An 18,071-nucleotide genomic window follows, 5' to 3' on the forward strand; every position below is an offset into this window, starting at 1 on the left:
TGATCGTACGGATCCGTTATTCGCTTCGTCGTCGCTGCTACGGCAGCCTAAGCAGCCCGACCAGTCAGCCTCAATGGGAAGACGCCGGGCTGAGTCAATGGCGCGATTGTCGTGCTGATGACTTTGTCAAACTGTCGGCCGTACTCCAACAGTTGCACGCCGACATACCATCGATGAAAGCCAAATGAAAAAACCGACCGCCTTGCGCATGCACCTGATCGCGGCCATGCCACATCTCGACCGGGATCCGGACAAGCTGCTGATGTTCGTCGACGAGGGCCGCATCCTCGGCACCGGCACCGGCACGCGCAGCTACGAATACCAGTACACGCTGAACCTGATCTTGACCAACTTCGGCGGCAATCCGGATGCCGTCATGGTCGCCGTGGTCGACTGGCTGGCCACGAACCAGCCTGAGCAGCTGGACAACAACGAACGCCGCCGCGACGCCATCCAGTTCGAGGCCGACATCCTCAGCGATGACTTGGTCGACCTGTCCATCAAGCTACCGCTCACCGAGCGCGTCATCGCACGCCAGGTCGAAGGCCGCTGGGAAACAAAAGCCATCGATGAACCACCGTCGGTCGAAACCGACTGGCTGACCAACTTTGAGCGCAGGGCCGCCGGTGGATGACCTCGGAGCCGTCGAAGACTGGGCAAGCGGCCTGCTGGCCAAGCTCTCCCCGGTCGAACGCCGCAAGCTGACCCGGCAGCTTGCCGCAGCGCTGCGTCAAAGCCAGGCCAAGCGCATCGCCGAACAGAAAGCCCCGGACGGCGTGCCCTACGCGCCTCGCTCAAGCAAACGTGGTCTGCGCGGCAAGAAAGGCCGCATCCGCCGCAGCATGTTCGCCAAGCTGCGCGCCGCCAGGCACCTGAAAGCCGAATCGACCGCCGACGAAGCCAGTGTCGGATTCAGCGGCCGGGATGCCCGCATCGCCGGCCAGCATCAGGACGGTAGCATCCGGCGATTACCCCGCAGGGTGTTGCTGGGTTTCAGCCAGAACGAATTGAGCATCACTCACGAAATAATTCTTCATAATTTTATCGCAGAGAAATATCAATAGCTCTCAATCACGTACTTATCTGGAATTGAGTAGATTTTACTCACACCATCAGCATATATAGCAATGGACTTTTCGTTGCGCGAAATATATGCCCCACTTGCAATCAACTTCCCGTCACCACTCTTTAGTGCAACACACAGCCCTAGCGTTTTTTTTCGCTCATTACACACCCCCTTCTCAAAAGATGCTTTTTGTTCTTTTGCATAGTACTCACCTTGTGAGAATGAAACCGATGGTACAAGGCGAGCTATAAGAACAAATGCGAACACTAGATATCCGGCACAGAAAATCAACAAACCAATTGCACTAACAAACCCCAGAGATCTTACAAACCTATTTTTAGCAGGACTCAACCAACCAGCAAATGAACGTAGCCTATTTGAATTACTAGTAAATTTCAGGCCATCCACCCACTCTTTCAAAATAATAAACAGATAACCCATTAAAACATAAAAAGCCAGCACAATAAGAAACGCAATAAGAAATGCAAAAAATTCAGATGGAATATTCAACCATATGGCGAACCGCTTCCATATTCCAAGTACCGCATAAAAAGCACCAACATAAGCCTCAATAACATCAATAGGAAAATGCGAAGAACTCAACCCAAATTCGATCAAATACCCATCGTGATATGCACGGCCAAAAATATAAGCACATGGAGCTACAATTACCGCAAACGAAGAAAGCAATAAGCGCCAACCAAACCAACTTTCTACATACTCTTTTCTCTTGCGCTCAACCGCTCCGGTGCTTCCGAGCTTGGGTTTTCTAAGAAGTCCCTTTTTTTTCATATCACCCTCAAGTAGAAAATCAGCGTTCGCAAATAGATTCTTTCAGCATCAGTAAATTGTGCCGTACAACCCGCACAACAAACCAAAAACTTCAGCTCCCGTGTGGCGTTCATGCTTCACCAATGAACTTGCCCGCCGAACAACCCCGCCGCCTTGAAAGCCTGATCCGCACCGGCACGATTGCCGCCGTCGATCACGCCGGCGCGCTTTGCCGCGTCCAGACCGGTGGGCTGAAATCCGAATGGCTGCAGTGGATCACGCTGCGCGCCGGCACCACCCGGACATGGAGCGCGCCGACCGTGGGCGAGCAATGCCTCGTACTCAGCCCGAGCGGGGAAACGGCAGCTGGCATCGTGCTGGTCGGCCTGTACAGCGACGCCAATCCGGCACCCAGTGGCAGCCCGGACGAACACCTGACGCAGTATCCGGACGGCGCAGTCATCCGCTACAACCACGCCGCCGGCGCGCTCGACGTCACCGGCATCAAGACCGCCAAGGTCGAAGCCTCGGACAAGGTCACCGTCGACAGCCCCACGAGCGAGTTTTCCGGTGACGTGCTGATCAAGGGCGATCTGGTCGTCAAGGGCAAAGCCACGATCGAGCAGTTGCTCTCTTACCTTGCCGGTCTGGCCGGTAGCGGTGGCAGCGCCGGCGGCAACTCCAGGATCACCGGCGACTTCATCCACGAAGGTGGCCAGCTCAGCTCCAACGGCGTGGTGCTCCACCTGCATATCCACCTTGATTCGCTGCGCGGCAGCACGAGTGCGCCGCAATGAGCTACGCCGGCATGAGCATCGACTCCGGCCGCAGCATTGGCGACCTCGACCACATCCGTCAGTCCGTGCGCTGCATTCTCACTACCCCGTTGGGCAGTCGGGTCATGCGCCGTGATTTCGGCTCGTTGCTCCCGGACCTCGTCGACGCACCCATGAACGCCGTCACCATCCAGCGTGCCCGCGCCGCAACGGTCATGGCCGTCCAGCGCTGGGAGCCGCGCTTGCGGATTACCGCGGTGCAGCTGGTCGCCGGCGAGACACCGGGACAGCTGTCCATCGACATCAACGCCGAGCGCGCCGATGGGCCCAGTCGACAGGCCGTTGCGCTCAGCGTGCCACTTCGCGGGGGTGCTGCATGAGCCAGTTCGATTTCGCCAAGCTGCCGGCGCCGGATCTGGTCGAGCCGCTCGACTTCGAGACCATCCTTGCCCGGCGTAAAGCCAAGCTGCTCGGGCTGATTCCAGCCGAGCAGCGCGACAACGTCGCCCGCACGCTGGAGCTCGAATCCGAGCCGATGGCGATCCTGCTGCAGGAAAACGTCTACATGGAGCTGCTGGTCTGGCAGCGTATCAACGAAGCCGCGGTCGCCACGCTGCTGGCCAAGGCCCAGCGTGCCGATCTCGATAACCGCGCCGCAGATTACGGCGTCACCCGGCAGCTGATCACCCCGGCCGATCCAGACGCGGTGCCACCGATCGAGGCTGTTTGGGAACGCGACGACCGCCTTCGCCTGCGCGCCCAGATGGCGCTTGAGGGTCTGTCGGTCGCCGGACCACGCGGCGCCTACGTGTTCCACGCGCTCAGCGCCTCGCCGCACGTTGCCGACGTCAAGGTCGACAGCCCGGCCGGCGGCGACGTCAATGTCTACCTGCTCGACGACCGCGGCAACGGCGTACCCGACGCCGCACTGCTCGCCACCGTGCAGGCCGCACTATCCGCCGAAACCGTTCGGCCGCTGAATGATCGGCCCTTCGTCATCGCCGGCACGCCGCGCTCGTTTGACCAGACCATCAGCATCGACGGCGTGCTCTACCCGGAGATCACCGGCGGCGTGCCGTCACTGGACCAGTTGATCAAGATGGCCGACGAGGGCGATGCGTGGCCGTTGATCGAGGGCAACGGCTACCTGTACGGCAACTTCGTCATCGAGGGCATCGACGAATCCCGCAGCTACTTCATGCACGACGGCACATCGCGCCGGATCGAATTCACCATCGAACTGAAACGCCGCGATCCGGACCTGCAGGATCTGGCCCAGCCCAAGGCCATTGAATGAGCGCGCAACCCGTCCCCATCTTTCGGGTCGTGGTTGACGGCCGCGACATCAGCAGCCTGATCGACAACCGGCTGGAATCGCTCTCGCTGACCGACAACCGCGGTTTCGAGGCCGACCAGCTCGACATCGTGCTGCACGATCACGATGGCGCGCTGGCCATCCCACCACTCAAGGCGGAAATCCGCGTCTGGCTGGGTTGGCAGGCCACGGGGCTGATCGACAAAGGCACGTTCACCGTCGACGAAGTCGAGCACAGCGGCGCACCGGACAAGCTGACCATCCGCGCCCGCAGCGCGGATCTGGCAGACGGGCTGCTGATGCAGCGGGAGCGATCATTCCACCGGCAGACGGTGGGCGCCATCGTGCGCACCATTGCCGGTGCTGCCAAGCTCGAACCCGGCATTGCCGAGGTGCTGGCCAAGGAAGTGGTCGACCACATCGACCAGACCAACGAGAGCGACGCCAACTTCCTGACCCGGCTGGGCCAGCTGTTCGACGCCGTGGCCACGGTGAAGGCCGGCCGGCTGATGTTCATGCCCATGGGTGCCGGCACCACGGCCAGTGGCCAGCCGCTGGAGCGCGTGCTCATCAACCGGCAGGCCGGAGACCAGCACCGCTACAGCGTGGCCAACCGCGACAACTACAGCGGCGTGCGCGCCGAGTACCAGAACAACAAGAAGGCGAAAAAGGGCGAAGTGGTTGTCGGCAATGCAGACAACCTGAAAACCCTGCGCCATGTGTACGCCACCCAGAAAGCCGCCGAGCGCGCCGCCAAGGCCAGCTGGAACCGAATACAGCGCGGTGTGGCCGAGTTCGGCATCACCCTCGCCCTCGGCCGGCCGGAAATTGTGACCGAATCGCCAACGAGCGTGACCGGCTTCAAGCCCGACATCGACAGCGGCAGCTGGACAGTCAGTCGAGCCACCCACACGCTGGACGGCAACGGGCTGGCGACCTCACTCGAATTCGAACTACGCCTGACCGAAGTCGAGCCCCTTTAAAATTTCATAGATGGTAAGTAATGAGCTATAGCGTAGGGGCATTCCAATACATAAGAGGAGCCTTATATGCTGTCGCTAAAACACGCAAGTTGGTTACCCACCTCACTCCTACTCACGGCCTGTGTCTCGTCGCCAAACTTCAACGGCGCACTGGAAAAACCCGCCAAGCAAGCCGCCACCGCATCGAGCTTTGTCGCCGATGCCGACAAAGACTTGCTGACGTTCTACACGATTGGTTTGGCAGCCCAAGGCAAAAAGCCCAGCCCGGAGCTGCTTTGCAAACCAGCAGCCGGGCCGATGGCCACCGCCAGTCAGCTGATGGTGTTTTCTGACAGCATGCAGGCGGTGAGCGACGTGGCCGAAGCGCCGGACGGGACCACCTACGCGGCCTACATCAAGAAGATGTCGGCCAACGCTGCAGCTATCAACGCCAACCCGGCAGACGATCAGGAGGAGATCGAGAACGAACGCAATCTTTTGAAGGCAAGAATCGAACGGTGCCAGGGCTTGGCCCAAACTGACTTCGATCCAAAATCATCCGAGTTTGTCGACAAAGGGGTCTCGCTGACGCCGCTGCCCGGCTTGGCGTCTTTCCTGGCATTGAACGCGATGATCAAAGAGATCACCGCGCTGGCTGAAAAGACCCAGCGCGAGGCAGCCATCCGCAAAACGATGAACCGGGTCGTCAAATCCATGAATGGCGAACTGGAGAAGTTGAAGGCCAAACCGTCTGACGGGGCCTACGTGCTTTTCCGCCCGACCACGTCGACAGCCGCAACGATGAACGAGACATCGCTTGGTGCCACAGTCAACCTGCGCCGCTGGATGCTCGCCCAGAAAATCAACGCGCAATGGGTGCTGCTGTCGAAGCTGTGCAAATCAACCACCTACCCCACCGAATGCATGCAAAAGCCGATGGTGCTTGAAACCACCGACGCGCTGATCGGCAACATCTACGCCTACCGAAGCGCAGCCGCGATCGACCCGGATGCCATCCTGAAACGGCTGGGCGACTCTATTGCCAAGGCCGATGCCAGCAGCAAGGAGCTGAGCATGACAACGGTTGGCGACACCATCATCACGATCGGTGAGTCGCTCGGTGATCTGAAGGACTCCTACGAGGGCTATAGAAAAACACGAACCGCTCAGTAAACAACATACGTATTAAGTGTGAAGTCAAAAGGACAACACACATAAAAAACAAAGCCTCCATATGGAGGCTTTGTTTTTTCAGTCATGTCATCCGCGCGTATCTCTGCGTCCATCACGCCAACGGCCTAGCAGCTCAGGAAGTTCTGGATTAATACGTTCAACCATGGAGGCGACTTTTTTCGCCAACAAATATGGGATCAAAATTTTAGCGGTTGCAAATAATGCACCAGCCAGTGTAAACAACACCGACAGAACACAACCCATAATTGTCGAAATCGGCTGATGCTTATCAATCAAGACCATGGCCCCAACAAAAACAAATACAGTCAGAGCCCAGACAACTCCTGTCACCCAAGGAACCCATCGCTCAATTTGAACTGAAAAAATCTCACCCGAAAACGTCAGCTGCCCCTTCCAGATGATTGACAGCTGCTTTCCTGATATATCCTCATCCATCAAACGCAATAACGCGACACGTGCAGGCGCAGAGGTCAACATGCCAGTTAGCTTGTAAAATCGATCCTCGGCGATTGGGACAGCCAGCTCTCCGAGTGCATTGTCAGCATCAGAAGCGGGCATATGAATCACGTTTCCGGTCTGCAGAACCTGAGGAGTTACAATGCCTTGCACTTTGCCAACCTTGATTACTCGGTCCATATCGAATTCAATAAAGAGAAAAAAACATCACAGCACCAGTTAGACTGTAGGCGCATGATACAAACTCACAACCAAGTGGCGGACCGTATAAGGCAAACCACTGGTATCGTGCAGATGCTCACTTTCAAAAGCGACATCAGGTGTACGAGAACAGTCAGCCACTTTCAGTTCCGCATATTGATCTAAAGTTGGAAGGTACTCTCTCCAAGACTTCAACGTCTTTACCGAAAACCTTCTCTGACAATAAATCAGGACACCACCATGTCGCTGATTATGACCACCCGTCGAATAGCGCGAGCAAAGTTGCGCAAAACCCTTCGCATACCAAGCGAGATCGTAGTCTCTTTTAGCCTCACCAAGCCACAAATGCGTGGGGTTCACGCCTTGGACATATATATCGATATGCCCACCATTTTTTGTGTCATGTGTAGCTTGATAACCTCGCGCCACCAATTGATCGACGAGAGCCATTGTGATTTCATCTTCTGAAGCTGCACAATAAATCTGCTTCCGCCGCTGCAACACGTCAACAATTTCATCCAGATCATCGTACAAGACATCGACGAAATCGCTGTACTCTTCAACAAGCATTCTACGCAATTGAAGTTTTATTCTTGGATTGCCGTCTGCTTTTCTTAACAAGCCGGCCAATTTATCTTCTTCGAGCAGCATTCACTCAACACCTTTCAACAAGATGCTATCGGCGCGTTGAGTTGTCGAAAAATAAACCAAGACGGACGACTCAAAATCCCTGACAATTTCGCCACTTACCGGATGCAGAAGTTGCTTTGTTTTTCTAGCCTCTGATATTTCAGATTTAGTTAGAGGATGATACTCATCATTCTCATCAACAAATTCGAAGCACATTTCCAGCAAATTGAATCTTGCACCTGAAAGATAGTTGAGTGCAATGAATAGTGACTCCTCTGACCCTGGCTTTACAACATCCATGAGAAGCGACATCGTCAAATGAAGTCGACGGCCGTTCAGCTGCTCAGTCAGAAAATTCACGATCGCAACACAAGCGCCTGCAACCTCCGGCTGCTCATCGCCGAAGGTTAGGTTTATTGCGCGCTTTATGTTTGCGACTGCATCCATATCGAAATTTATGCTCTCAAATGGCGGCTGCAGCGCTGCTTGCGACAGCATGCTGTGTCGCTGTCGTTACAGCCTCAGCCGTCTTCAAGCAATCAAGTAACGTGCCCAAAACCAAATGGTAGTCTTCTTCGCTTGCACAATCCAAAATTCGTACCACATCCACGTGGGGATGCACCGAACTTAGCATGCGAGAGTGCCCTTCGATCTCAAGGGTGGGGGCGCCGGCCCCATGTGGGGCGTTGAAAACGGCAGTCACCCCCCACAGTTGCATGTTGGAAACAGCCTCCTCACCCGCTGCGTGATAATCGTCGTTCCGAACATCATCGAATCGGTGCCGACCCTTGTTCTGGTTTTCGTAGCCGCCTTCGTTGCAATGCCCAATATGACGAACGACCCAACCCGTACCAAAATAGAGCGGGCTTAAAGCCTTGTAGAGATTTAGCGGATCACCCAATGTGGTTGCATTACCAGTTACAGTTGCAGCCAATTTATTGAACTTTGCGCGAATCCCTTCTCTAGCATTGACGGCGTCTTTTTCTGACAATTGCTTCGCACAGTCGATCCTCATTTCAACCAAGCCGATATTAGGATTGATCGTAACGGAGTCAAAAACCTGATAAGGATGGCTGCGACGCCCAAGCAGCATCACATACCCCGCCTCTTTCAGCACTTCGGGAATTGCTTCATTCTCAATAGGGACTTCTTTGAAGGTTTCCCGTTTGGAAACAAAAAAAATCGTACTACTTTCTTCGTCATCAACAATACCGGACGGAGAGCGATAAGCGCGTGATGCACGCAACCGATCCTCATTCAGAGGGTATGGAAAGCTCTTCAAGTAGGGGCTTTGATCGTCAAGAAAGCTTGGAAGCGCGTCAGTCAGTGCAGCAGCAACGGCCGGTTCAATACGCCAGAGGAAAACATACTTATCGCAATAAAGTAAATTATTCTCATATGCAGACCTGAGAACATTTTCGGCACGTTCGCGCAAATCTTTATTGGCAAGTTGACCTTCAATTCGCTCTCGGGTTTTACTCCAGCCAACCCCGACAACATCAAGAGCGTCTTGACGAAATGAATTAGCAAACGCATTGAATTTATTTCGGGCCTCGATTGCATCCAGCAATTGCTTCACATCTCTCTCCTTGCTTTTTATGGGCGTCACTTGTCGCTCTTTGATCGGCGACTTAATATTTATATGTTAAACAAGCGCAACTACAAAATCACAAAGTACGATTTTCTTAAATGGCTAGGATTCGTGCTTTTTGTTGCTCGAATTCTTCAACGGTCAAAATGCCACGTTCTTTGAGTGAGGCAAGGCGTTCCAGCTTTTCAATCAGTTCATCGGCAACAGCAACGGCTGGTGGTGTTGCTTGGGCGGTGACATGGACTGCCTTGCTTTGCGCTTGGTTTGCCGCCATGGCATCCCGCACACGGTTAGTGAAAGGAATCACTACCTTTTTAATTACATTCTCGATTGTGCGCTGGGCCGCACCGTCCTGAATTTTGATCTTGCCAAACAAGATGCCAGTTTCGCCAGAAACGGCATTGATTTTGTCGAGATTGATCGAGGTCTGCTTCAACCCGTAAAGCATGCCCTTATCAAGAAAAATGACTCGGCGGTCCGTAAGTGTAATCAGCCAAGTGTTGCCTTCCATCAGGCCTGAGCAAAACGCGAGTACTTGTTCACCCTCTGCCAGCACTTCCGGCAAATGGTTGAGTTCTTTTTTTGTGAAAAACTGATCGTCGCCAATCTCTGAGGCCAAACGCAGGTACTCGGATTTTCGTTCTTCCGGCAACGCATTTTTAAAGTCAAATGCCATAGCGACCCCACTCCTTTCACATGTTGGACGATCCTACTTCTTGGACTTTTTCTCGAACGAAAAAGCGCCAGGTGGCAGCACGACCGGCGCTGTCGTCTGAATACCCTTCAGATTTTCGATATGCACACCGGCTGGTGCGGTACCGGCAATCAGGGCTGCGAGGGCTGCGGCGCGTACAGCGGGTGATGCTGCGTTGTACGTGGAAAGAAGCTGCTGCTCCTCAGCCGTCACTTTCAGCCCGGTCAGTACATAAGTGACGTTCACCCCAGCTGCAGCAATCCGCTCGAAGTAACCGAGATCCGCTGCTGTTGCGTTTTTTTCGTAGTTGCGCTGAGTCACCACGCCAACCCCACCGAGCACGCCAAAGTCAGTCTGGGTAAGGCCCAGACGCTTCCGCTCCTCTTTGAGGCGATCGCCTACCGACGAAAAAATAGACATTTATTTGTCGCTTTTTTATTGCAATCGACAGATTTCTGTCGCAACATGCATTCATGTCACACACATAAGGCCGTTCACACCCATGAACAGCCCCTGCATTACCCCGCTGCAGCAGTCGCCGGACAAGCAAACCTGCGGCAGCAAACTAAACCGTGTCGTGGCGGGCAGCCGTTTTGCCGCCGCATCCGTGTGACACGCATTAGAAGGCGATCATACACCATGACAGCTAGCAGCAAGAAAACTGCAGATTTCGGTGATGCAAAACGTGCACCAAAACGGGTCGGTTTGTCACTTTCGACCGTAGACCGGGCCGAGATGGAAAACTGGCCGAAGCGCACGGTTACTCGCATTCCAGCTTTGTAATGTCGATGTACCGGCGTGGCCTGCAGCGCTTCAAATGGGACATCGACCACGCTGTGGTTGTACGCGATATGCCGTCAGCAAACAGTGGCGTTGCTCACATGGCCGGGGCTTGATCATGGCCGACCAGAACAAAAAACCCGCCCCCACCTGCCGCCGGGTGATTCCATCCAGCCGACAAGGCTTGGGCCGTGACCAGCACCCGCGCCGCTATCGGCCGGTGCGCGCACCCCGCGCCAAGATCAGCCATGCCACCTGCCCGTATTGCGGCTGGTCGCTCAAGACGCGGTCCAGCCGCAAGCAGTCCGAGCTGAGCACGCTGCGTTACCTCGAGTGCAGCAATTTCGAGGGCTGCGGCCGGCGCTTTCGCGCGGTACTGGAAATCATCAGCGAGCTGCGGCCAGACCCGAACGGCCGCATCCGCGGCGGCACTGCGCTGCCGGTTGAGCATCTTCTCGGCCGCGAGCAGATGAGCCTGCCGCTCTTGCCCAGCTAAGCCCCCTTCCTTCCTCGTCGTTGTTGCCCTTTTATCGCGCCCGTTTCGGGCTGCGAGGGGCTTTTTTTGCCCGGAGAAACGCAATGAAAGACCTGATCGCCCGTTTGCTTGGCCGCGCCCCGGCCCGCCTCAGCACCCTGACCGACCACTTGTACGAGATGGAGCGCGCAGCGCTGAAGTCCGGCAAGGCGGGGTTGTTTGTCTCGCTGAGCGCGCCGGTGCGCTTTCACCCGGCATCGTCGTTCTACGACGGCAGCACGCCGAAGGATGCGCAGAAGTTCTTGCAGAAGATGTGGCGGGAAATCGCCCGGGCGGCTTCGAACGACTACCTGCACTGGACCGGCATGCGCGTGGTGGAGCCGCACCGCGACGGCGTGCCGACCTGGCATTACGTGGTGTGGGTGTCGCCGGACCGGACCACGGATGCGATCCGCCTGTTCCGCAGCATTTGCCGCGAAATGACCTCGGATGACCGTTGCATCAAGGTCGAGGTGATTCGCCGTAGTGGCGCGGTCGGCTATGTGAGCAAGTACCTGCAGGGACTGGTGAACAGTAGCGAAATGCCCCGCGTGCTGGCGTGGTCGGTGGTGTGGCGCAGTCGCCTGGTCACCTTGTTCGGCCTGCGCGCCGGGCAGTCGGCCTGAGCCCGCCATGCGTTCCCCAGCTGAACGCCTCGCCGCGGCTGCCCACCTGCATATTCTGCAGGCGGTGGCCGGCCTCACCCTCCCCCAGCCTGCGCGGGCCGCCCCTGCGTCGGTCGAACAGGAGTGCAACGTGGTTCCGCATCGATCCGTCGACGTGCCGATGACGCGCCAACAGCGCGCCGTGGTGGAAGAGTTGGAGGCGCTGGTACGCGACCTGCGATTGCAGTTCGGTTTGCGGCTGAACGAGCTGGCCGCAGCAATCGAGCTGCAGGGCATTGCCGGCATCAACCCGGCGACGGTTCGGGCAGTGCTTTGCGCAGCGGGCTTGGTCGCACACCAGCTCGAGTACCGGCTGGCTCAGGACACCAGCGCCCGCATGCGGGCGGTACGGATGGGCCGCTTTACGGCGGACGAGCCCAAGCAGGTGGCGGCATGACCTCCTGCCCAGAAACGGCGGCCCGCATTGCCGGTCAGATTGCCAGCGACCGCGCAGCGGCCAAGCAGGCCGCCGACGATGCGGCTTGGGCTGCGACGATTCCGGAGCCGATCCGGCGCAAGCGTGCGCGGGTCAGCCAGGCGCAGCTGGACGACTTCTACAGTTTGACCACGGGCCTGCCCGACTACGTGCGCAAACCGCTGTTGGCCCGCTGGCATCGCATCCGCAAGGCGACCGAGCAAGGCGCGCTGGCTGCCGCCAACGGTTTCGTGCGGGACTTTGTGGCGTCTGCCCGCGCGGCGTCGGACAACCTGCCGCTGGCGATGGCCGACGACGAGCTGGCCAGTTACGCCCGCACCAACGCCGAAGAGTGCGGCCGGATCATTGCCCAGGCTGATGCCGGTGAAGTGCGCAGCATCCTGATCGAGGGGAAGCTGTGCCGGCAGCCGCGCTTTGTACTCGAGGCGCTGATCAAGGCGATCGACGCTGGCGTGCTGCCGGATCTGAACCGGATGGGCGCCAGGGCGCTGGACCAGCTGCCGAAGCGGCTGGCCGACGAGAAATGGTGGCGCGGCCGGCTGAAACGATTTGTGACCCGCGCCGTCGAGCAGCTGATGATCCGTTTGGGATGCGTAAACCGTGACCGAGCAGCGTTCATGAGTGAGGGCTCGTTCAAGCGGATGCGCGGCCGAGACCAACGCAACGCCAAGGCGTTGGCTTTGGCCGAAGCCACCAACGAGAAAGGCCAGACCTACACGCTGGCCGAGCTGAGCCGGCGCACAGTGGCGAATCCGGTCATTCGGCGTACGGAACTGATGGTTCGGATCCTTGGCACCGAAGAGGTCATGAATGGCTTGGGGTACGCGAGCTACTTTCTCACCATCACCGCGCCCAGCAAGTACCACCGCACTTCAAAGGGTGGACCAAACCCGAAATATGGTGCGAACGGCAATCCGGAGTACTCGCCCCGCGAAACCCAGGATTACCTGTGTGAGAACTGGGCCGAATGTCGCGCCCTGTTCAAGAAGAAGGCGCACCCGATTCAGGTGTACGGGGTGCGGGTGGTCGAGCCGCACCACGATGGCACGCCTCACTGGCACATGCTGATCTGGGTGGCGCCGCACCAGTCAGAACGGATGCTGCACAGCATCGGGCGATTACCAGCGCGTGGAAGCAGTCAATCCGCTGAACAACCTGATCCCATTCCAGCTGCAAATGGTAACCGGACCGGACAAGGACAACGCTGCCTTGCTCGCTTCCAGGCAAGAAACCAAGCTGCATCGGGTGTGCTTTGGCCCCCTTACCGCCCCGAACACCCTGGCAACGGGGCAGCGTTACATCCGAACAGAGAAGGGATTCTTGTTTGCCAAGAACGATACATCGCGCGGCTTTCCGTTTTCGGATAGCACTTGCGTAGATCTAGATGCAAAACAGATTGTGTTGTTTGGGCCAACTCCGGCGCCGAATGAAAATGTGCGTGGCTTTGTAGCCTATTAATTTAGCGCTATTGATCACCCTAACTCAGAACAAATTTGACCATAGGTGACACATGAAACAATGCAAAAAAACCATATACCTAGCTCTATTTATTCTTGTGCACGCCACCAATGGTTTTGCCCAAGACTTTGGGAGCTTTGATGGAAAAGTAGTTACCGAATGGCTCGACGATGGTCGCAAGATGAAGCTTCTAGAACCCTTTGCCTATATCGCCCCAAACGGCTCAAGATGGGATGCTCCAAAGGGTTGGATCGTAGATGGAGCATCTATCCCAAGAGTTGCTTGGACGTTGATTGGAGGGCCATATGAGGGAGCGTATCGCAATGCATCAGTCATTCACGACGTAGCTTGCGACCAGAAGCAACGGCCTTGGAGAGATGTTCATAAAGCCTTTTACACGGCCATGCTGGCTGCGCAAGTTGACCCTATAAAAGCAAAAGTCATGTATGCGGCTGTTTATCATTTTGGCCCGAGGTGGGAGCGCCAGGTTACCTTTGCCAAGGTACCGATACAAGAAGTGGAGTCAAAAATTGCAAAGCTTCGCATTAGTATGGCTCCAGGCGAAAGCCTTGAAACTAAAGTAGTTCCTATTCCTAGACGCGGTTGCCCTCCGGGAATTGTTTGCAATATTGCCGTGAACCTCCCCCCTACGGACGCAAAAATAATTGCTCAATTTCAGCCTGAACCCTCCAACACAAATGCGGTCTCAACTGAGGATTTCGAAAAATTGCGGTCATTTGTGGAAGAAACTGATCCGCCTCTCGATGCTATCGAGCACTATCAACAATAGTTAACTTAAGCCGCCTCTACTGTCACTGATGACGTGCCGTCGGAAAAGCTGATCAATCTAGCTGTTCAGCAATTTCCGTAGCCGTCGCGTTGTAATAAATCATCAAACTGCGCGGATCACGGTGGCCAACCATTCTCGCCAAATCCAGTACCGACAGTTTCTTGGCCAGCCGCGTCAGCGCCTCGTGGCGACTGTCATGAAAATGGAGATTGTCGATCAACGCTTTCTGGCGGGCTCGCCGCCAAAGCGTGTCCAGCGTTGCGGTGCTGACGCCAATCACCTGAACACCATTCCGGGGTAGTAGCTGGATCAGCGATGCGGCCTTCTTCGACAACGGGACGTTTCGCTTGTCCCCGTTCTTGGTTTTGGTCAACGTCACGAACCGGCCAGCCAGGTGGACTCTGTCCCAAGTCAGCGCGCACAACTCCCCTGCCCGCATGGCGGTTTCAATGGCCAGCAGAAAAGCAACGGCAATTCGTTGCGTGCTGTTGCTTGGCGCCTGACCGTCCACATACCCAAGGGCAAAGCACATTCGCTGGATTTCATCTTCGCTAACTCGTCGATCTCGTGGCGGAGTGCTCGCCGGCCGGCGCACGTCGGTGAGCGAATTGGTTTTCGTCCAAAGCCATTCGCGCCGGGCGTTTTCCAGCACGGATCGGATCAGATTCAGCTCCCGGTTCACGGTAGCGGCGGACACCTGCTGCAATCGCTTGTCGCGCCACGAAGCCCAATCAGAGGCATCGATGTCGGCCAAGGGCTGATCGATCATCTCAAAAAATGGATCATCACCACGACGCTGAAAGGCTTGTAAACGTACTACCTCCCACCGGGCGCCACCCTTGCTTGGGCTGACCTCCGTACGGTAACGTTCAAGCGCCTGGGCAAGCGTTCGCGTCGGCAGCTTTCCGCCGGCGCCATCCATGATCTCGGCTTCGCGCTTCGTTGCCCACGCAACCGCTTCGGCTTTCGTGTCGAATGTGGCGGACTCTCGAACACCCTGCCGAGCGATCTCCGCTCGCCATCCTGCACTGCGCTTTCGGTATGAGGCCATGGCGTATTTTTGGCGTAATGACAGCCGGGAATTTACGCCAAGAAACGGGGTTAAGCGAGAAATCGAGATCACAGACTTTCGCCAGAACCTAGAATTCACAGGGCTTTGCGGGGATTTACGGGTTTAATAGAAAAACTCCGAGATTCCTGCCGCCGGCACCAGTAAAAACAAGGGCCTAGCTACTGCTAGGCCCTTTGTCTTTTCGGGTTTATTAGACAATTGTCTAATAAAAACCGCATCACTCCACTGCGCTACCCTTGCGCACACGCCGCCGATCATAGGTCGAATCAATCGCCTGATCGCTCTTGTGGCCGGTAATGTCCTTGGCTTGACGCCCTTCGTCCCGCAGTTTGGTTACCGCTTTGGCGCGCATGTCGTGGATGGTGAACCGCTCGTTGCCTGCTGCTTCCCAGGCGCGTTGCAGTCGTTGCACCAGCGAGTTGAACCCGCTCATCGTGTACGGCTGGCCGTCGTGCCGGCTGAAAATGTGCAGCGCCTTGACTGGCCGCGGTAGTGCGTTGGCGGTTGCCATCGCTTCGCGCAGCCTAGGCATCCATTCAACCAGCACGCGCACGTCGGTCTTCTGCTGGTAGAACTCGAGGCCGGCCTCGGTCGCGTCTGCGAGTTTGAGCGCCAGAACCGACTGGCGCTGCTGCCCAGTTCAGATAGGCCACTTCAACCACAGCCGCGATCAGCTGCGCACTGAATAGCGGCTTATGGTTGGCCCCTGTCGTCGGGCACACTCGCCAGCTTGAGCGAGCCGCGGCCGCGTTGCGCGAATTGGCACATGGACTTGGCATTTCCAAGCAACGCTTCTAATGCTGGAAGATGCGGAGCAGCAGGGCTGCAGTCCGATGCGGGGCATGTGCAGCAGCAAATGCTGCCCCCGAATGAATGACCAAGCTGAGGGTGCCATGAAACCAAAGCCATCTGATTCGACGCCCGACGCTGCTTCGGCGCCGGTCGCAGCCCCAGAGATCGACCACCTGCGTTTCCAGCGTCCTCACGCGCACCTGGCCCCAACTTTCGGTAGCGATCGTTTCGCGCTTCAAGCCGAAGCGTTCGCTCGGTTTTTCGGAACGCCGCTGTTCTTGGGCGGGCAGACGGCGGTCGTCGCCATCTGGATTGCCGTCAATGTCCTTGGCCTCGTCAAATTCGACGTCTACCCGTTCATACTTCTCAACTTGGCATTCAGCCTGCAAGCAGCCTACGCCGCTCCACTCATTCTGCTTGCACAGACAAGGCAGGCTGCACGCGACAAGGCACTCTCCGAGGCCGACGCGCAGCATCGAGAGGCGCTCGCTGCGGCCAACGAACAACGACAGGCGATTGCCGCTCAGAACGCGGCACAGATGCTGGAATTGCTACAACAAAACACCAAGCTGACGGAGTTCACCAAGCAATTGACCGAGCGTATCGAGCTGCTGACCGTCGAGATGCACGAGCACTTCATGCGAAAAGACGCCAAGCCGTGATGGTACACGTGAGACGAAGCGGGGCTGGACCCAAAATTGCTCGCCACAAGGCCCGCTTCAGCGGGTCTTTTTTTGGGCGTTTCGAGAAACACCGACCGAGGTGACGTGCAGCGAAACGAGACTTTCTATATGCTTGCAGCATAATTTCGAAGCCAAAGAGAAAGACGGAGATTATTCCTGCTGCGCCAGTTGACGTGCGTATCACCGCTCCGGTAATGGCCAGTCGATAATGCGGCCGAATGGATTCACCGAAAACAGCCGGGCAACATCGAACCCGGAAAGATTTCCGCATTATGCGACGCATAGTGAGGCGAATTGACATCACCTCAAAGCAGTCCTGTGCAAGCAACAATAATGGACTGCCACCTGTTCACGTAATTTGTAAGTCTGTCATTCATGTTCGTCTACTGAAAAGGATGTATCAATGACCAGCCTGGTAAACTCATTACGTAACATCCGGAGCCCGGCTCAGCGCCTCAACAGGCAAGAGGTCTGGTGCCTGCTTCGCTTTGATCAGCTTGATTCAACCATTGAAACGTTTTGGTCGGAAAGCAAGGTAACGTCTTTCATCAACGTACCAAAAAATCGTTCAAAAATGGAAATGGGCGCCTTATCCGCACAAGGGGTTCCGGCTGGCTACAAAGCCACGAAAAATAAGGTTGAGGGGCTCCCGGGACGCCATGCCGAACAGGTTCTATGCAACAATTTTGCCAGGCTTCTAGCTGATTACAAAAAAACCCCGCAAATTGTAGAAATTTTTCTTAGCGACAGCCCATGCCTGAACGCCTCGAATGCGGAAAACGGATTCCCACAAGGATGTGCCCATAAATTTCTGCAATTGGCAAATTCATATACAACCATCCCAAGCTGGCGAATCTACTATGAGCAAGTATATGCAGGAAACAATGATAGAGAGGTACCCAATAGCCAACAATCCATCAACCTGCTGAGTGGTCACGCCAGAATTGTCATCGGCATGATAGACCCTACGCTTTTGACGTAAACGACGTTCAGGGCATGGATCATGGCTGACCCAATACCCATCCTGCAGAGCTGGATGACGCGGGCGGGTGAACAGACCGAGGAAGCCACCTTTTTAAGCGCAGCTAGCGGGCTACCGGCACATCCGCCCATACCGTTGTTCAGTATGGCGACTGGCCCGGCGAGGTCTGGCAGGACCATCTCGCGCCGATCGTCATAAGCAGTCGTTGCCAAACACCCATAACAGCCCAAGGCAGTTCATCCA

General features: G+C 56.3%; 23 protein-coding genes. 14 read left to right on the forward strand and 9 right to left on the reverse strand.

Translation table 11 applies throughout. The features are described from left to right. Window positions 1-184 precede the first annotated feature (184 nt). Both JMJ54_RS03880 and JMJ54_RS03885 read left to right on the forward strand, forming a co-directional pair. Window positions 185-634 (forward strand): phage tail protein, encoded by a 450-nt coding sequence (locus JMJ54_RS03880; protein ID WP_203536615.1) that lies wholly within the window; start codon window positions 185-187, stop codon window positions 632-634. Next, window positions 609-1,064: a phage virion morphogenesis protein gene (locus JMJ54_RS03885; RefSeq protein WP_203536616.1), complete on the forward strand. Its 456-nt coding sequence runs from the start codon at window positions 609-611 to the stop codon at window positions 1,062-1,064. The genes JMJ54_RS03880 and JMJ54_RS03885 overlap by 26 nt, the downstream gene beginning before the upstream one ends. Here JMJ54_RS03885 and JMJ54_RS03890 read toward each other — a convergent pair. After that, a complete protein-coding gene (locus tag JMJ54_RS03890; RefSeq protein ID WP_203536617.1) occupies window positions 1,058-1,858 on the reverse strand; it encodes a hypothetical protein in 801 nt (266 codons plus the stop codon). The genes JMJ54_RS03885 and JMJ54_RS03890 overlap by 7 nt on opposite strands. A gap of 122 nt (window positions 1,859-1,980) precedes the next feature. Here JMJ54_RS03890 and JMJ54_RS03895 point away from each other — a divergent pair, with 122 nt between their 5' ends. The 5 genes from JMJ54_RS03895 to JMJ54_RS03915 all read left to right on the forward strand — a co-directional run bounded on the left by JMJ54_RS03895 (window position 1,981) and on the right by JMJ54_RS03915 (window position 6,063). Beyond that, entirely contained in the window at window positions 1,981-2,634 is a 654-nt protein-coding gene (locus tag JMJ54_RS03895) for a phage baseplate assembly protein V (protein ID WP_238999847.1), read from the forward strand. Next, on the forward strand, window positions 2,631-2,993 hold the full coding sequence (locus JMJ54_RS03900; RefSeq protein ID WP_238999848.1) for a GPW/gp25 family protein: 363 nt from the start codon (window positions 2,631-2,633) through the stop codon (window positions 2,991-2,993). Before JMJ54_RS03895 ends, JMJ54_RS03900 begins: the two co-directional genes overlap by 4 nt. Then, window positions 2,990-3,910, forward strand: a complete 921-nt coding sequence (locus tag JMJ54_RS03905; RefSeq protein WP_203536618.1) for a phage tail protein — start codon at window positions 2,990-2,992, stop codon at window positions 3,908-3,910. Before JMJ54_RS03900 ends, JMJ54_RS03905 begins: the two co-directional genes overlap by 4 nt. Beyond that, entirely contained in the window at window positions 3,907-4,911 is a 1,005-nt protein-coding gene (locus JMJ54_RS03910; protein ID WP_203536619.1) for a phage late control D family protein, read from the forward strand. The genes JMJ54_RS03905 and JMJ54_RS03910 overlap by 4 nt, the downstream gene beginning before the upstream one ends. Before the next feature lie 66 nt (window positions 4,912-4,977). Further along, entirely contained in the window at window positions 4,978-6,063 is a 1,086-nt protein-coding gene (locus tag JMJ54_RS03915; RefSeq protein WP_203536620.1) for a hypothetical protein, read from the forward strand. A gap of 87 nt (window positions 6,064-6,150) precedes the next feature. Here JMJ54_RS03915 and JMJ54_RS03920 read toward each other — a convergent pair whose 3' ends face one another. From JMJ54_RS03920 to JMJ54_RS03945, 6 genes are all read right to left on the reverse strand, one after another. After that, the gene (locus tag JMJ54_RS03920) at window positions 6,151-6,720 is read right to left on the reverse strand and encodes a hypothetical protein (RefSeq protein ID WP_203536621.1); all 570 of its coding nucleotides are present in this window, start codon (window positions 6,718-6,720) and stop codon (window positions 6,151-6,153) included. Window positions 6,721-6,759: 39 nt separating this feature from the next. Continuing rightward, window positions 6,760-7,392, reverse strand: a complete 633-nt coding sequence (locus tag JMJ54_RS03925) for a hypothetical protein (protein ID WP_203536622.1) — start codon at window positions 7,390-7,392, stop codon at window positions 6,760-6,762. Then, window positions 7,393-7,869, reverse strand: coding sequence for a hypothetical protein (locus tag JMJ54_RS03930; protein WP_203536623.1), 477 nt, complete (start codon window positions 7,867-7,869; stop codon window positions 7,393-7,395). After that, on the reverse strand, window positions 7,835-8,950 hold the full coding sequence (locus JMJ54_RS03935) for a hypothetical protein (protein WP_203536624.1): 1,116 nt from the start codon (window positions 8,948-8,950) through the stop codon (window positions 7,835-7,837). The genes JMJ54_RS03930 and JMJ54_RS03935 overlap by 35 nt, the downstream gene beginning before the upstream one ends. A gap of 106 nt (window positions 8,951-9,056) precedes the next feature. Continuing rightward, on the reverse strand, window positions 9,057-9,638 hold the full coding sequence (locus JMJ54_RS03940; RefSeq protein ID WP_203536625.1) for a PH domain-containing protein: 582 nt from the start codon (window positions 9,636-9,638) through the stop codon (window positions 9,057-9,059). Between the two features lie 33 nt (window positions 9,639-9,671). Continuing rightward, complete coding sequence (locus JMJ54_RS03945; protein WP_203536626.1) at window positions 9,672-10,076, reverse strand: helix-turn-helix domain-containing protein; 405 nt, start codon at window positions 10,074-10,076, stop codon at window positions 9,672-9,674. Window positions 10,077-10,554: 478 nt separating this feature from the next. Here JMJ54_RS03945 and JMJ54_RS03950 point away from each other — a divergent pair, with 478 nt between their 5' ends. The 5 genes from JMJ54_RS03950 (at window position 10,555) to JMJ54_RS03970 (ending at window position 14,299) form a co-directional block, all read left to right on the forward strand. Continuing rightward, window positions 10,555-10,932 (forward strand): ogr/Delta-like zinc finger family protein, encoded by a 378-nt coding sequence (locus tag JMJ54_RS03950; RefSeq protein ID WP_203536627.1) that lies wholly within the window; start codon window positions 10,555-10,557, stop codon window positions 10,930-10,932. An 83-nt stretch (window positions 10,933-11,015) separates the two neighbouring features. Then, on the forward strand, window positions 11,016-11,576 hold the full coding sequence (locus JMJ54_RS03955) for a replication endonuclease (protein ID WP_203536628.1): 561 nt from the start codon (window positions 11,016-11,018) through the stop codon (window positions 11,574-11,576). Window positions 11,577-11,583: 7 nt separating this feature from the next. Beyond that, complete coding sequence (locus JMJ54_RS03960; protein ID WP_203536629.1) at window positions 11,584-12,012, forward strand: hypothetical protein; 429 nt, start codon at window positions 11,584-11,586, stop codon at window positions 12,010-12,012. Next, window positions 12,009-13,418 carry a replication endonuclease gene (locus JMJ54_RS03965; protein WP_203536630.1) on the forward strand — a complete coding sequence of 470 codons (1,410 nt, stop codon included), beginning with the start codon at window positions 12,009-12,011 and terminating at the stop codon, window positions 13,416-13,418. The genes JMJ54_RS03960 and JMJ54_RS03965 overlap by 4 nt, the downstream gene beginning before the upstream one ends. Window positions 13,419-13,561: 143 nt before the next feature. Further along, window positions 13,562-14,299 carry a DUF1353 domain-containing protein gene (locus JMJ54_RS03970; RefSeq protein WP_203536631.1) on the forward strand — a complete coding sequence of 246 codons (738 nt, stop codon included), beginning with the start codon at window positions 13,562-13,564 and terminating at the stop codon, window positions 14,297-14,299. A gap of 52 nt (window positions 14,300-14,351) precedes the next feature. On the opposite strand, the gene JMJ54_RS03975 is transcribed toward JMJ54_RS03970, so the two are convergent. Both JMJ54_RS03975 and JMJ54_RS03980 read right to left on the reverse strand, forming a co-directional pair. Next, a complete protein-coding gene (locus tag JMJ54_RS03975) occupies window positions 14,352-15,422 on the reverse strand; it encodes a tyrosine-type recombinase/integrase (protein ID WP_308437970.1) in 1,071 nt (356 codons plus the stop codon). 166 nt (window positions 15,423-15,588) lie between these two features. Beyond that, a complete protein-coding gene (locus JMJ54_RS03980; protein ID WP_203536632.1) occupies window positions 15,589-15,924 on the reverse strand; it encodes a site-specific integrase in 336 nt (111 codons plus the stop codon). A 340-nt stretch (window positions 15,925-16,264) separates the two neighbouring features. Here JMJ54_RS03980 and JMJ54_RS03985 point away from each other — a divergent pair, with 340 nt between their 5' ends. Both JMJ54_RS03985 and JMJ54_RS03990 read left to right on the forward strand, forming a co-directional pair. Next, a complete protein-coding gene (locus tag JMJ54_RS03985) occupies window positions 16,265-16,825 on the forward strand; it encodes a DUF1003 domain-containing protein (protein WP_203536633.1) in 561 nt (186 codons plus the stop codon). A gap of 424 nt (window positions 16,826-17,249) precedes the next feature. Continuing rightward, window positions 17,250-17,828: a hypothetical protein gene (locus JMJ54_RS03990; RefSeq protein WP_203536634.1), complete on the forward strand. Its 579-nt coding sequence runs from the start codon at window positions 17,250-17,252 to the stop codon at window positions 17,826-17,828. Window positions 17,829-18,071 lie beyond the last annotated feature (243 nt).

Source organism: Jeongeupia naejangsanensis, from assembly GCF_016865585.1.
GTDB lineage: Bacteria > Pseudomonadota > Gammaproteobacteria > Burkholderiales > Chitinibacteraceae > Jeongeupia > Jeongeupia naejangsanensis.

Coding starts and splice junctions, on each gene's coding strand:
- JMJ54_RS03880 (WP_203536615.1), top strand. CDS start 185: ATGAAAAAACCGACCGCCTTGCGCATGCACCTGATCGCGGCCATGCCA.
- JMJ54_RS03890 (WP_203536617.1), bottom strand. CDS start 1,858: ATGAAAAAAAAGGGACTTCTTAGAAAACCCAAGCTCGGAAGCACCGGA.
- JMJ54_RS03895 (WP_238999847.1), top strand. CDS start 1,981: ATGAACTTGCCCGCCGAACAACCCCGCCGCCTTGAAAGCCTGATCCGC.
- JMJ54_RS03900 (WP_238999848.1), top strand. CDS start 2,631: ATGAGCTACGCCGGCATGAGCATCGACTCCGGCCGCAGCATTGGCGAC.
- JMJ54_RS03905 (WP_203536618.1), top strand. CDS start 2,990: ATGAGCCAGTTCGATTTCGCCAAGCTGCCGGCGCCGGATCTGGTCGAG.
- JMJ54_RS03910 (WP_203536619.1), top strand. CDS start 3,907: ATGAGCGCGCAACCCGTCCCCATCTTTCGGGTCGTGGTTGACGGCCGC.
- JMJ54_RS03915 (WP_203536620.1), top strand. CDS start 4,978: ATGCTGTCGCTAAAACACGCAAGTTGGTTACCCACCTCACTCCTACTC.
- JMJ54_RS03920 (WP_203536621.1), bottom strand. CDS start 6,720: ATGGACCGAGTAATCAAGGTTGGCAAAGTGCAAGGCATTGTAACTCCT.
- JMJ54_RS03925 (WP_203536622.1), bottom strand. CDS start 7,392: ATGCTGCTCGAAGAAGATAAATTGGCCGGCTTGTTAAGAAAAGCAGAC.
- JMJ54_RS03930 (WP_203536623.1), bottom strand. CDS start 7,869: ATGCTGTCGCAAGCAGCGCTGCAGCCGCCATTTGAGAGCATAAATTTC.
- JMJ54_RS03940 (WP_203536625.1), bottom strand. CDS start 9,638: ATGGCATTTGACTTTAAAAATGCGTTGCCGGAAGAACGAAAATCCGAG.
- JMJ54_RS03945 (WP_203536626.1), bottom strand. CDS start 10,076: ATGTCTATTTTTTCGTCGGTAGGCGATCGCCTCAAAGAGGAGCGGAAG.
- JMJ54_RS03950 (WP_203536627.1), top strand. CDS start 10,555: ATGGCCGACCAGAACAAAAAACCCGCCCCCACCTGCCGCCGGGTGATT.
- JMJ54_RS03955 (WP_203536628.1), top strand. CDS start 11,016: ATGAAAGACCTGATCGCCCGTTTGCTTGGCCGCGCCCCGGCCCGCCTC.
- JMJ54_RS03960 (WP_203536629.1), top strand. CDS start 11,584: ATGCGTTCCCCAGCTGAACGCCTCGCCGCGGCTGCCCACCTGCATATT.
- JMJ54_RS03965 (WP_203536630.1), top strand. CDS start 12,009: ATGACCTCCTGCCCAGAAACGGCGGCCCGCATTGCCGGTCAGATTGCC.
- JMJ54_RS03970 (WP_203536631.1), top strand. CDS start 13,562: ATGAAACAATGCAAAAAAACCATATACCTAGCTCTATTTATTCTTGTG.
- JMJ54_RS03985 (WP_203536633.1), top strand. CDS start 16,265: ATGAAACCAAAGCCATCTGATTCGACGCCCGACGCTGCTTCGGCGCCG.
- JMJ54_RS03990 (WP_203536634.1), top strand. CDS start 17,250: ATGACCAGCCTGGTAAACTCATTACGTAACATCCGGAGCCCGGCTCAG.